7 protein-coding genes, 1 tRNA gene and 2 rRNA genes are annotated in these 13,678 nt (G+C 42.4%); 5 read left to right on the forward strand and 5 right to left on the reverse strand.

Features of this window, described 5'->3' with window-relative positions; translation table 11 throughout:
* Positions 1-345: 345 nt before the first annotated feature.
* The 3 genes from CFPU101_RS21390 to CFPU101_RS21400 all read right to left on the reverse strand — a co-directional run bounded on the left by CFPU101_RS21390 (position 346) and on the right by CFPU101_RS21400 (position 5,182).
* A 23S ribosomal RNA gene (locus tag CFPU101_RS21390) occupies positions 346-3,234 on the reverse strand.
* A gap of 233 nt (positions 3,235-3,467) precedes the next feature.
* Positions 3,468-3,541: transfer RNA gene (locus CFPU101_RS21395), tRNA-Ile, on the reverse strand.
* A 146-nt stretch (positions 3,542-3,687) separates the two neighbouring features.
* Positions 3,688-5,182: ribosomal RNA gene (locus tag CFPU101_RS21400) — 16S ribosomal RNA — on the reverse strand.
* Together the 16S and 23S rRNA genes with 1 tRNA gene alongside form the textbook arrangement of a ribosomal RNA operon.
* Positions 5,183-5,712: 530 nt before the next feature.
* On the opposite strand from CFPU101_RS21400, the gene nadC reads away from it, so the two are divergent.
* The 3 genes from nadC (at position 5,713) to CFPU101_RS21415 (ending at position 7,687) form a co-directional block, all read left to right on the forward strand.
* Positions 5,713-6,561, forward strand: coding sequence for a carboxylating nicotinate-nucleotide diphosphorylase (gene nadC, locus CFPU101_RS21405; protein WP_206817408.1), 849 nt, complete (start codon positions 5,713-5,715; stop codon positions 6,559-6,561).
* A gap of 267 nt (positions 6,562-6,828) precedes the next feature.
* On the forward strand, positions 6,829-7,116 hold the full coding sequence (locus tag CFPU101_RS21410; protein WP_206817410.1) for a helix-turn-helix transcriptional regulator: 288 nt from the start codon (positions 6,829-6,831) through the stop codon (positions 7,114-7,116).
* Entirely contained in the window at positions 7,109-7,687 is a 579-nt protein-coding gene (locus CFPU101_RS21415; protein ID WP_206817463.1) for a PD40 domain-containing protein, read from the forward strand. The genes CFPU101_RS21410 and CFPU101_RS21415 overlap by 8 nt, the downstream gene beginning before the upstream one ends.
* Here CFPU101_RS21415 and CFPU101_RS21420 read toward each other — a convergent pair.
* On the reverse strand, positions 7,684-8,733 hold the full coding sequence (locus tag CFPU101_RS21420) for a phosphotransferase enzyme family protein (RefSeq protein WP_206817412.1): 1,050 nt from the start codon (positions 8,731-8,733) through the stop codon (positions 7,684-7,686). The genes CFPU101_RS21415 and CFPU101_RS21420 overlap by 4 nt on opposite strands.
* A 482-nt stretch (positions 8,734-9,215) precedes the next feature.
* Between CFPU101_RS21420 and CFPU101_RS21425 the strand changes: the two genes are divergently transcribed.
* A complete protein-coding gene (locus CFPU101_RS21425; RefSeq protein ID WP_206817414.1) occupies positions 9,216-10,820 on the forward strand; it encodes a serine/threonine-protein kinase in 1,605 nt (534 codons plus the stop codon).
* Positions 10,821-10,824: 4 nt separating this feature from the next.
* On the opposite strand, the gene CFPU101_RS21430 is transcribed toward CFPU101_RS21425, so the two are convergent.
* Positions 10,825-11,403 (reverse strand): glyoxalase-like domain protein, encoded by a 579-nt coding sequence (locus tag CFPU101_RS21430; RefSeq protein ID WP_374191985.1) that lies wholly within the window; start codon positions 11,401-11,403, stop codon positions 10,825-10,827.
* A 289-nt stretch (positions 11,404-11,692) separates the two neighbouring features.
* Here CFPU101_RS21430 and CFPU101_RS21435 point away from each other — a divergent pair, with 289 nt between their 5' ends.
* A complete protein-coding gene (locus CFPU101_RS21435; RefSeq protein ID WP_206817418.1) occupies positions 11,693-13,654 on the forward strand; it encodes a serine/threonine phosphatase in 1,962 nt (653 codons plus the stop codon).
* Positions 13,655-13,678 lie beyond the last annotated feature (24 nt).

Raw genomic sequence — 13,678 nt, forward strand, 5'->3', positions numbered from 1 at the left:
AATTAATTAAGAAAACGTTTAAAAAACTCAAAATAACAAAAATCAATGTGAAAATTTGGCCATCGGGAAAACAGATGAATTTATAGATCCAGTCTCATCAACATAGCTTATGAATAACTTTAAAATACAAATCTGTGTGTAGAGAGGGGTTTGTTGTTGGAGTATTAATCCTGGCATCGAGCTATTGTCCCGTGGGGCAACCCCCAAAGTATCGTCGCCGCTCCAAAGTTTCACTATTCGAGTGCGGGATGGAATCGTAGTGGAGCCAATGGGCTAGAGACACCAGGAAGTGGTGAGACACCATCAAGACTGCACAAAGATTAGAAAGAGAAAAAACTAATAGATGAGGTCAAGCCCTCGGTCTGTTAGTACACCTCGGCTCCAGATGTTACCACCTTTCCACCTAGTGCCTATCAACGGGTGTTCTGCCCGTGACCTTACTGGATTAACTCCATGAGAGTACTCATCTTGAGGTGGGCTTCCCACTTAGATGCTTTCAGCGGTTATCCGCTCCGCACTTGGCTACCCTGCGTTTACCGTTGGCACGATAACAGGTACACCAGCGGTGCGTCCTTCCCGGTCCTCTCGTACTAAGGAAGGCTCCTCTCAATACTCTTGCGCCTGCACCGGATATGGACCGAACTGTCTCACGACGTTCTGAACCCAGCTCACGTACCGCTTTAATGGGCGAACAGCCCAACCCTTGGGACCTACTTCAGCCCCAGGTTGCGATGAGCCGACATCGAGGTGCCAAACCTCCCCGTCGATGTGAACTCTTGGGGGAGATCAGCCTGTTATCCCTAGAGTAACTTTTATCCGTTGAGCGACGGCCCTTCCACGCGGTGCCGTCGGATCACTAAGGCCGACTTTCGTCCCTGTTCGAGATGTCTCTCTCACAGTCAAGCTCCCTTCTGCCTTTGCACTCTTTGGCTGATTTCCAACCAGCCTGAGGGAACCTTTGCGCGCCTCCGTTATCTTTTAGGAGGCGACCGCCCCAGTCAAACTACCCGCCTGAAACTGTCTCTTTCCCCGTTCAGGGGTTAAGGTTAGAATTCTAGCCTCGCTAGAGTGGTATCTCACTATTGGCTCCATACCCCCCACAAGGGGTACTTCAATGCCTCCCACCTATTCTGCGCAAGCGAAGCCCGAACCCAATTCCAAGTTATAGTAAAGCTTCATAGGGTCTTTCTGTCCAGGTGCAGGTAGTCCGTATCTTCACAGACAATCCTATTTCGCCGAGTCTCTCTCCGAGACAGCTCCCAGATCGTTACGCCTTTCGTGCGGGTCGGAACTTACCCGACAAGGAATTTCGCTACCTTAGGACCGTTATAGTTACGGCCGCCGTTCACCGGGGCTTCAGTCGTCAGCTTTAGAGCAAGCTCCTGACCAACTTCCTTAACCTTCCGGCACTGGGCAGGCGTCAGCCCCCATACTGCGTCTTACGACTTGGCGGAGACCTGTGTTTTTGGTAAACAGTCGCCTGGGACTCTTCACTGCGACCACCGTTGCCGGTGGCACCCCTTCTCCCGAAGTTACGGGGTCATTTTGCCGAGTTCCTTAGAGAGAGTTATCTCGCGCCCCTTAGTATTCTCTACCACCCCACCTGTGTCGGTTTCGGGTACAAGTTTTTTAGATTTAACGGGTTTAGAGCTTTTCTTGGAAGCTTGACCTCAGTCACTTCCCTGCCTTAGCAAGTCGGACTCCCGGCTTCGCTCAAGATGTTTTCACCATCTCTCAACGCCTCGCACGGTTGCACTGGTAACCAACTTCCAGCTGACTTAGCCTTCTCCGTCCCTCTGCCCAAATCTAAAAAAGTACGGGATTATTGACCCGTTCTCCATCGACTACGCTTCTCAGCCTCGCCTTAGGTCCTGACTAACCCTCCGTGGACGAGCCTGCCGGAGGAACCCTTGGGGTTTCGGGGTATATGATTCTCACATATATTTTCGCTACTCAAGCCGACATTCTCACTTCTAGACTGTCCACACCTGCTTGCCGCTAGTGCTTCACCCTATCTAGAACGCTCCCCTACCACTCAAATTAAATCTGAGTCCACAGCTTCGGTAGAATGTTTAGCCCCGTTCATTTTCGGCGCAGGAGCGCTTGACCAGTGAGCTATTACGCACTCTTTTAAGGATTGCTGCTTCTAGGCAAACCTCCTGGTTGTCAATGCACTCCCACCTCCTTTATCACTGAACATTCATTTGGGGACCTTAGCTGGTGGTCTGGGCTGTTTCCCTCTTGACGATGAAGCTTATCCCCCACCGTCTCACTGGTTTTTTGTGACTTGGTATTCTGAGTTTGTCTCGCTTTGGTACCGCTCTCGCAGCCCGCAGCGAAACAGTGCTTTACCCCCAAATCACTTCCAAAACCGCTGCGCCTCAACACATTTCGGGGAGAACCAGCTAGCTCCGGGTTCGATTGGCATTTCACCCCTAACCACAGTTCATCCGCTAATTTTTCAACATTAGTCGGTTCGGACCTCCACTTGGTATTACCCAAGCTTCATCCTGACCATGGTTAGATCACCCGGGTTCGGGTCTGCAAACGATGACTAACGCCCTATTCGGACTCGTTTTCACTTTGGCTTCGGTGTCTTCCACCTTAACCTGCCACCGCCTGCAAGTCGCCGGCTCATTCTTCAACAGGCACACGGTCAGGCGTTTAAATCGCCCTCCCATTGCTTGTAAGCTAACGGTTTCATGTTCTATTTCACTCCCCTGTCTGGGGTTCTTTTCACCTTTCCCTCGCGGTACTGTTTCTCTATCGGTCACACAGGAATATTTAGCCTTACCGAGTGGTCTCGGCTGATTCACACGGGATTTCACGTGCCCCGTGCTACTCGGGATTCAGTTTAGCTGCTTTAATTTTCGACTACAGGACTTTTACCTTCTTTGGTGTAGTTTTCAGCTACTTCGTCTAATCTCTACAGTCTAGTTTTACTGTCCCACGACCCCTTTAACCGTGGTCAAAGGTTTAGGCTGGTCCCCTTTCGCTCGCCGCTACTGAGGGAATCGCTTTTGCTTTCTTTTCCTCTGGCTACTAAGATGTTTCAATTCACCAGGTTCGCTCGTGTCTCTCTATGGATTCAAGAGACCGTGTTTAGGGTTGCCCCATTCGGAGATCCTCGGTTCAATGCTTGCTTCCCGCTCCCCGAGGCGTTTCGTCGGTCGCCACGTCCTTCATCGCTTCTGTGTGCCTAGGTATCCACCGTTAGCTCTAATTAGCTTGACCTGAATATCTATCACTCTTAATTTCTTAAGAATTGGCTTTTTCTCTTTTTCTTTATGCAGTTTTCATGGTGCTGTCTGGACTTTTTTCAAATCCAGCATTCTTTCTGAACTTTTTCAGAATCGGTGCTGAATTTTTTGGAGTTGTTTTTAGTCATGGAGTCTCATCCTATCACTTCTTTTTGATTTTTGTCAAGTGATTGATAGTAGTTTTTAATGAGTGACTCAATAACTGTCTGGGCTATCCTGGACTTGAACCAGGGACCTCACCCTTATCAGGGGTGCGCTCTAACCACCTGAGCTAATAGCCCGTTTTTTCCTCTTGCCCATTGACAAAGTTTGAAAGCCTTTTGACGTTTAACTGTTTCTTCACCCTTGTCACGACCTTGGGATATCTCAGCTTTTTTTAGCAATTATTTTAGTTTTGGCTAAATCAAAAGCGAGTTGGGTCTCCCTAAAAGGAGGTGATCCAGCCACACCTTCCGGTACGGCTACCTTGTTACGACTTCACCCCAGTCACTAGCCCTGCCTTCGGCATCCCCCTCCCATAAATGGGTTAGGGTAACGACTTCGGGCGTGGCCAGCTTCCATGGTGTGACGGGCGGTGTGTACAAGGCCCGGGAACGGATTCACCGCCGTATGCTGACCGGCGATTACTAGCGATTCCTCCTTCATGCAGGCGAGTTGCAGCCTGCAATCTGAACTGAGGCTGAGTTTGATGGGATTCGCTGACTTTCGCAAGTTCGCTGCCCATTGTCTCAACCATTGTAGTACGTGTGTCGCCCAAGGCGTAAGGGGCATGCTGACTTGACGTCATCCCCACCTTCCTCCGGTTTGTCACCGGCAGTCTCCTCAGAGTGCCCATCTTTACATGCTGGCAACTAAGGACGAGGGTTGCGCTCGTTGCGGGACTTAACCCAACATCTCACGACACGAGCTGACGACAGCCATGCACCACCTGTGTTCGCGCTCCTTACGGCACTCCCAACTTTCATCGGGATTCGCGACATGTCAAGCCTTGGTAAGGTTCTTCGCGTTGCATCGAATTAAACCACATACTCCACCGCTTGTGCGGGCCCCCGTCAATTCCTTTGAGTTTCACACTTGCGTGCGTACTCCCCAGGCGGGAAACTTAACGCGTTAGCTTCGGCACGGCTCGGGTCGATACAAGCCACGCCTAGTTTCCATCGTTTACGGCTAGGACTACAGGGGTATCTAATCCCTTTTGCTCCCCTAGCTTTCGTCCCTCAGTGTCAGATTCAGCCCAGTAGCACGCTTTCGCCACCGATGTTCTTCCCAATCTCTACGCATTTCACCGCTACACTGGGAATTCCTGCTACCCCTACTGACCTCTAGTTGTTCAGTTTCCACTGCCTTTTTGAAGTTAAGCTTCAACCTTTGACAGCCGACTTGAACGACCACCTGCGGACGCTTTACGCCCAATAATTCCGGATAACGCTTGCATCCTCCGTATTACCGCGGCTGCTGGCACGGAGTTAGCCGATGCTGATTCGCTTGGTACCGTCAGATCTTCTTCCCAAGCAAAAGAGGTTTACAACCCAAGAGCCTTCCTCCCTCACGCGGCGTTGCTCCGTCAGGCTTTCGCCCATTGCGGAAAATTCCCCACTGCTGCCTCCCGTAGGAGTCTGGGCCGTGTCTCAGTCCCAGTGTGGCTGCTCATCCTCTCAGACCAGCTACTGATCGTCGCCTTGGTAGGCTCTTACCCCACCAACTAGCTAATCAGACGCAAGCTCTTCTTCAGGCTATTAATATTTCACCTTGCGGCACATCGGGTTTTAGCAGTCGTTTCCAACTGTTGTCCCCATCCTGAAGGTAGATTCTTACGCGTTACTCACCCGTCCGCCACTAACTTCCGAAGAAGTCCGTTCGACTTGCATGTGTTAGGCACGCCGCCAGCGTTCATCCTGAGCCAGGATCAAACTCTCCATGGTGGTTTGTTTGTTTTGGCTTTTTAGTTTTTTCGGTGATTACTCTTGTCAAAAGAGCTTTCACCTTATAATATATTGATTAACAAGGGCTATTTTGATTTGAAGCACTGGTTAAATGTCTTCTGGCTTTCAAACTCTTGATTTGTCAAGGTTCAGGGCGCGTTGGGAGATTTATTTTGGCGTTTCGTGTGAACCGCTCTCTTTACCGCGCATTTACCAATATACGAACTTTCAATGGGTTTGTCAAGCGTTTAGCCAAAAGTTTTTAAAAATTCTTCTATCCCTTACCAGTTCAGCTTTTCGGCATTCTTAGACCCTCAAAACTCTCGGTTTTAGCCGAAATTTAGCCAAATTCTGCTTAACTCAAAACTCGAAAAGCCAATCTCAGTAAGCTTTTTGGGGTTTTAAAAAGTTTTTGAGTTTTTTTGATAGCAACGATTCACTCAGAAGAGTTTGACTTTGCGTATAAGGAAAAAAGGGTACCTCTACTGGCATGATTTAAGTATAAGTATTGGTTTACCCTTGTTACTGCTATGCTGCCTCTTTTGCTTGTTTTAGATCCCCTCTTGAATTCTTGGTTGCTAGAAGATCTAGGTCGTGCCGATTTCACAACACAAAGTATCTTTCCAGATGCTGTAGTGAAAGGGAAAGCACAATGGATAGCTAAAGAAACAGGGGCGATCGCAGGTTTACCTGTAGCAAAAAGAGTATTTCAGTTATTGGACAATGAAGTCAGTTTTATTTCTACTGTCACAGAAGGAGAAAAATGCGAGACTGGAACAGTGATTGCAGAAATTGAAGGCTCAATGAATGCTTTGCTGACAGGAGAACGAGTAGCATTAAACTTAGTGATGCGTTTAAGTGGCATCGCAACAGCCACCCATCAATATACAGAACTAATTGCAGACTTACCAGCACAGTTGGTTGATACTCGCAAAACCACACCAGGTTTAAGACTACTAGAAAAATATGCGACTCGAATAGGTGGTGCTGTTAATCATCGTATGGGTTTAGATGATGCAGTAATGATCAAAGATAATCATATACAGGCGGCTGGCGGAATTGGTCAAGCAATTACACGTATCCGTAAGACAATTCCTTATCCTTTGACAATTGAAGTAGAAACAACTTGCACTGCGGAGATTAAAGAAGCTCTCCAATGGAATGCCGATATTATCATGTTAGATAATATGTCTATTGATGAAATGAAAGCCGCAGTTCAATTGATTCGCAGACAAAACAGTCAAGTTAAAATTGAGGCTTCAGGCAATATTACATTAAACACAATAAGACCTGTAGCTGAGACAGGAGTGGACTATATATCGAGTAGTGCGCCGATTACTCGCTCGACTTGGTTAGATTTAAGTATGAAAATGATGTAACCCTACAGTTAATTAAGTAAAAATTCAACTGTCTTATTGAACAATTATTTTTTTAAAAGAATCCCTATCAGTTTAAAGAAAGTGAGAGAAAAAACAAAACTGTTGGATTATAGCTATAAATTATCTAAGATCACAATCTTTTGGCTTTGTCATTTATGATTTAAGCTCATGAGCGACAATCTTCAGATTTTTAGCGGATTCCAAGACTTGACTATTCTTCTAGAATAGAAGAAACGAATGAGTAAAATTACTAGAGGAAAAATACTTATGGTCAACAATAAGTATAACAACGCTGCTTCCTTATCTGATCGTGAGTTAGAAATTTTAGACCTAGTTGCTTATGGCTTAACGAATCACGACATTGCTGAACGACTTGAAATCAGCAAGAGAACGGTAGATAACCATATTAGTAACATTCTGACCAAAACCAAGACCGAAAATCGAGTAGAGTTAGTGAGATGGGCTTTACAGTGGGGAAAAGTCTGTATTGATGATGTTAACTGCTGTACATTACCCCTTAATCCTCAGCAGCCATTTGATGAAGTTCATTCTTAGATTGCATAAGCTCACACCCTTTATTTTAATTCTATTAAGTTCGATGGGTTTATCTAGTTGTAGCGAGGCGGGTTTTATCACGCCACCTACTCAAGCATTGATTGGTAGCATCAACACAACAACAACAGAACAATATCCTAATTTTTCATATGATGGTCGTTATTTAATTTTTGCCTCCGATCGCCAATCACAACGTACGATTTATCTTTACGATCTTCAAAAACGACAACTTGTATTTTTACCTGGATTAAATCAACTAGGTATTTTACAAGATCAGCCCGCCATTAGTGCTGACGGTCGTTATATTGTTTATGTTTCTGAACTAACGGGGAAACCAGACATTTTTATTTATGATCGCCAAACTTTAAAAACGGAAAATATAACTAAAAATATTTTAGGAGAAGTGCGACATCCTACGATCAGTGGTAATGGTCGTTTAATTGCGTTTGAAAGTAATCGTTTTGGTCAATGGAATATAGAAGTTTATGATCGAGGGACTAATATTCCTCTTTCCTTACCTCAAGGGCTTCCTTCTCCTACTTTACCTTCTTCTACAAACGACAAAAATTAAAATAATTGCCAGTCTTTTGAACTTAAACGTTTTAACATCTCTAGACGGTGCGTCAAATAGGAATGATCCAAGCGGCTATAATCATATAACTGAGTATTACTGAGATGAATTGACCAAGACCAAAGATAAGCGACTTGAGTCAATGCTTGAAGTGAATGAGATTCTAGATCGGTTAAAGGTTCGATCACTTCATAACCTTGAATAAACGCATCTCTAACGCCACAACTCAAACCTGTTTGTAAAGAAACTTGTAGAAATTTACCGATATCAAAAGCTCGCCATCCATAACCACATTGATCAAAATCAAATAGAGTCATGTGATTATTTGAGGTGAAGTGAACATTACCACTATGAGGATCGCCCCAACAAACTCCCCAATATGGCGTAGTTTTGGGTAAAGATTGTAATTGTTGTTGAAGATTGGCGATTAAACGGACAATAAGTTGTAAATCTTGCTGTCGGTATACTAGGAAAGGTGCAATAATTTGTAACGAATCTTCAAGTAAATATTTTAAATCAAGAGCTTGACGAGCGGCTAAAGGCTGAAAATTGCGAGCTACTTGATGTAATCTAGCAACAGTTTGACCTAGAAGATGACTTTGATGAGAATTGAGATCACCGAGTGCCACAGACCCCGTAGCATAGGGAAATAAAGAAAGATATCTCATTCCTTCTGGTGCCTGTATTTCAACTAATAAACTATTATCCCTAGTCCGTAAAGGTGCCGCAACAGGAATTGCATTTTGCTTAAGATATTCGAGCAATTCTAATTCAAAATCGATTTCAGTTTTTGTTCGCCAATGATAATGAGAAACTCTAACAATATAGAACGTTGAAATGGTTTCTAATAAATAAACATCACTTAAACCGCGATGCCATAGTTGACAATCTTTGGGAAGATCGATATCGTAATGATCAAAAATAAGCGAGCTAATCCCACAGGGCGCGATCGTCGAGTAAATAATAGGAAGATCACTCGCTTGCTGCTGCTGTTTGTTCCTCTGGGACTCTTCTATAAATTGCCAAGATGAAATCAAAGTAGTCAAGATGATCACGCTCCTTGCAACAAGAGTGTTTTATGCTAACTCACGTTTAAATGCACAGATGAATAAATTAGGAAACTTAAAAAAGCTTTTTTAGCTCCTTTATTAACTAACTATAATAAATTCAAACCCTCCTCAGTATCTTTAGCTACACTCATCAGGTTTTGTCGCAATTTGTAATATTAGTCTATGGTTATGAAATTGATTTAACTTATTAATACAAGGACGATTTGTCTTTGTCTTTTTTCTGCTAAGGCTGTTATATTATCGCATTTTTAGGGAACTTTATATAAGTAAGACATAATTTTAAAGTATTTTTTTGACCGATAGTGAGTTAAATCACCCCCATTAGGCGATTAATCAGTTATGGTCATCAATAGAGGAAACCTAGAAGTTTCTTTTTACAGATTTTGTAGAGAAACTTGTAAGCTCCGATGAATCCTACTTTCATTCACAGTTTGGACAATGTGTATTGGTGACCCTACATGAGTTACTGCGTCAACCCCTCCTGTTCTCAACCTAAAAACCCTGATCAGGCTGTAGTGTGTCAAGCCTGTGGCTCAACACTGCTACTACGCGAACGCTATCAAATCCTTGGCATTCTAGGTAAAGGGGGTTTTGGGGCGACCTTTGCCACTCAAGATCTATCCTTGCCAGGTAAACCTCTATGTGTAGTGAAACAGCTACGACCTTCGACAGATGATCCTAACGTTTTTCGGATGGCTAAGGAATTATTTGAAAGAGAAGCCGAAACATTGGGTAAAGTCGGTAACCATCCACAAGTCCCTCGGTTATTAGACTATTTTGAATCTCAACAACAGTTTTATTTAGTACAAGAATACGTCAAAGGTCATAATTTACATCAAGAAGTTAAAAAACGAGGCCCTTTTAGTGAGGCGGGTGTTCAACAATTTTTAAGTGAATTGCTGCCCATTATTAACTATATTCATCAACAAAAAGTTATTCATCGAGATATTAAACCTGCTAACTTAATTCGTCGTCAAACCGATCGTAAATTAGTTTTAATCGATTTTGGAGCCGTTAAAAATCAAGTTAACTCAGTCATCGCTTCTAAAACATCTGCTCAGACCGCGTTTACCGCCTTTGCCGTAGGAACACAAGGTTTTGCTCCACCTGAACAAATGGCGATGCGACCTGTTTACGCCAGTGATATTTATGCGTTGGGTATTACTTGTATTTATCTTTTGACGGCGAGATCTCCTAAAGATTTAGAAGTGGATCAAAATACGGGCGAATTACTCTGGGAAAATTGGGTACAAGTTAGTCCAGCCTTTGCTAAAGTTCTCAAAACCATGCTCGAAGTGTCTGTCAGACATCGTTATAAATCAGCCGAAGAAGTGCTTCAAGCGTTGGATTTATCGGCTTATTCAGACAGTCTAGCTCAAAGCATGATCACCATGCCTTTACCCTCAGATAAACAATCTGATGAGCCTTTTTCGAGTAATCTACAATCTCAATTTTCTACGGCTTTTTCGACTAAAACAACGGGTAAAACCTCACCACTTCGGGGTGTCAATGTTAGCCCTTCCTATCAAGCTCAACCGCCTAATGGGGGAATGGCATTTCAAAATATCCAACAAAGTCATAACCCGAAAAATAAAGTAAGAGCAACCGAAATTACTCTGATTAAGAAAAAAGGTAAACTTGATTCTAGAGCTATTGTCGAAGGCTATGAAAGAGGTCAAAGAGATTTTGCTCAGGAAGAATTAAATGCGCTTAATCTTCAAAGAGCAAGACTACCAGGGATTAATTTTTATCAATCTAAATTAACAGGTTCAAACTTACAAGATGCGGATCTCTCTCATGCTGATTTAGGTCGAGCGAATTTAAGTCAGGCTATTCTGAAAAATACTAATTTAAGTCAAGCTTATTTAAGTTATGCTGACTTAGATCGGGCTGATTTAAGAGGGGCTGATTTAACTGGAGCGCATTTAAAATATGCTAATTTAAAAGGTGCGAATCTTTGTGGTGCCAATTTGTGTGATGCACAGGTAACACCCGAACAATTAGCATTAGCTAAAACCAATTGGTTAACGGTTATGCCAACTGGTAAACGAGGTTTTTGGTAATGATTTAATCATTAGCCTCAGCCAATTCAATTACTCGTTCTTCAAAATCTTTAACTAAAAAATTGAGGGGTTTATTGCGACGAATTTTATATTTTAGTCGTCTAGCTTGAACTCGCATTAAAATTGCTTCTAAACAAGCATTATCAAAGCAAACGTGACGATGACGATTGTTATGGCCAAAATTAGCACCTGTTACAATATGAATCTGAGTATTTTTTTTCAACTGATACCATAAACCATCAGTTTGATTAAATTCAGTTCTTGGTTTAGGTTGAGTCGATGAATAATTAGACCAATAAATCGGATCAACTCCTGGGGTTCCTAGACTTTGCTCATAGTTATAGTAATAGTGAAGCGGAACCTCAGCAACAGGCAAATCGAGTAAACCTTCATAAAAATCTTTAGCAGCAGCGAGATCCGACACCATAATCGTATAAATTTTGGGCGCACTCGTCAAAAACATCCACATGGCGATCGCATAAGCCGCCAAAAGCATCACCATGATACCTTGAGTAGACAAGATGCTATCGACGGGTAAAAATGAACCCAAATAAATAGGGTTAATTAAATTAGTAGGCATCATCATAAAGTAAAGTCATTAGTGTTATCTTTCATAACGGCTAAGTTTATTTATTCTGCCATAGATCTAAGATGAGTTGCTACTTTATGATTAGACAAGAATCATCAAAGATTAGAAAACTTAATTTTGGGAAACACTCATGATCTAGATAAAAATCTGAGTAATCTACTTTAACGATCGGATATTGTCAAAGCTTTTCAGGGAATACTAGGTTGAGAGCAGCCTATCAAGGTGCTTAAAGAAGGATAGTCTATTATTCATTAGTCGATAAAAACGAAAGTTGAAGTAGCTCATGCTTGTTTGTCCCCATTGCCAGCACGACAATCCGAATCATTCCCAATCTTGCCATCAATGCGGAACGTCTTTAAGTCATAAAACGTGTCATCAGTGTGGTTCTAAAGTTTCGTTTGATGCGGAAACCTGTTCTTATTGCCAAGCTTTTACGGGTAGTGTTTGGACAGCGATTATTGCTGAACCCTTGCATTTAACGAATTACATCACGAAACTGAACCAAGAGTTATTAGAGACTTCGACCGTAAACAGAGAAGATTATTTAGATATGAGTCGGAGATATCGTTTGATGTCCGCTAGGGATACCACTCAAATAATTATGATTGACTCAACAACCTATCGCTATATTCAACAACCTATCCTAGACTGTCAACCTTTACAAAAATCCGTTTTAAAAATTCTGTTAGAACAACATACCGATCTTGAGATTCAACAATTAAAAAATTCTTCTTGGTTACCCAATTTAGCTTTACCTTACGTCACGTTGCATGATTTTACACCTGCTATCCCAGAAATTCAAGATGCTTGGCTTGAAGATTATCGAGAAGTCTTAATTATTAGCGATCGCTCAGAGTGGCAGCTTTTATCAAATCTTTGGTTACAGCAATCATTACCCATTTTACAAATTGTTTACTGGTTTGATGAAATGGCTAAACTTTGGAAATCCTTAACAGAGGTGGGTTATGCTCAAAGTCTTTTGGTTGAAACTAATTTACGTGTCGATGAAGATCAAACCTTTGGACTCTTAAGGCTTTACCCTGATCCAGTCAACACTCAGCTATCCCTTAAAGATTTAGCTCAAAGTTGGCAGAGATTAATTGATCAATCTTTTGATCAACCGTCTCAAACTTTAATCACAGTTTTAAACAAAGTTTTTTCTGGAGAGATTAACACCGTTACAGAATTAAGGTTACAACTGCAAGAAATTGCCGATGAGCAACAAATGCACTCTTTATCTTATGTAGCAGATAACTTTGAAGATGAATTCAGTTCGCCTAATCTAATTCATGCTTCTAACCTTAATGCAGAAATAGCATCTAAAAGTCAAGCGGTAGATCATCTAACAACCAGTCCTCAAGAAAGTTTATTGATTGATCATAGTGATGAACTATCAACAGCAGTCATTCCGATGCAAATGTTGAATCTGAGTGATGCTGGTTATAGCGATAATGGGCGACAACGCCGTCATAATGAAGATTGTTTTGGCATGGATATCCAAATTAAAAAACAGCAAAGTAACCGAGGACAAAGAGTACAAGCGCGTGGTTTGTATATTGTTTGTGATGGCATGGGAGGACACGCCGCAGGTGAGGTTGCTAGTGCGATGGCTGTTGAAACTATACAGCGTTATTTTGCTAATTGTTGGCTTGAAGAATTCCCTAGCCTAGAAACGCTTCAAAAGGGAATTTTTATGGCTAATCAAGCCATTTTCCGAGTTAATCAAGAAAAATCTAGTCATGGTAGTGGTCGTATGGGAACAACACTGGTCATGGCTTTAATCCAAAATACTCGCTTGGCGATCGCTCATGTGGGTGATAGTCGCATTTATCGCATTACTCGAAAATGGGGTTTAGAACAGTTAAGTATTGATCATGAGGTTGGACAACGAGCAATTCAAGAGGGCATTGAGCCAAAAATTGCCTATGCTCGCCCTGATGCTTATCAATTAACTCAAGCATTAGGCCCCCATGATGACTACTATCTAAAACCCGATGTGCAATTCTTGAATGTTCTAGAAGATAGTTTATTCTTGCTATGTTCCGATGGTTTGTCCGATCATCAATTCGTCGAAACTCATTGGCAAACATATTTATCACCTTTACTTTCTTCTCAATTTAATTTAGAAGAAGGATTACATAAGTTAATTGCTTTAGCTAATCAAAAAAATGGACATGATAACATCACAGCTATTCTGATTCGAATCAAAGTTCAACCTAGCATAGAACAATCAATTTGGCTATAGCAATTACATATATAAATCAATGAT

Source organism: Chroococcus sp. FPU101, from assembly GCF_017312365.1.
GTDB lineage: Bacteria > Cyanobacteriota > Cyanobacteriia > Cyanobacteriales > Microcystaceae > Chroococcus.

Coding starts and splice junctions, on each gene's coding strand:
- nadC (WP_206817408.1), top strand. CDS start 5,713: ATGCTGCCTCTTTTGCTTGTTTTAGATCCCCTCTTGAATTCTTGGTTG.
- CFPU101_RS21410 (WP_206817410.1), top strand. CDS start 6,829: ATGGTCAACAATAAGTATAACAACGCTGCTTCCTTATCTGATCGTGAG.
- CFPU101_RS21425 (WP_206817414.1), top strand. CDS start 9,216: ATGAGTTACTGCGTCAACCCCTCCTGTTCTCAACCTAAAAACCCTGAT.
- CFPU101_RS21430 (WP_374191985.1), bottom strand. CDS start 11,403: ATGATGCCTACTAATTTAATTAACCCTATTTATTTGGGTTCATTTTTA.
- CFPU101_RS21435 (WP_206817418.1), top strand. CDS start 11,693: ATGCTTGTTTGTCCCCATTGCCAGCACGACAATCCGAATCATTCCCAA.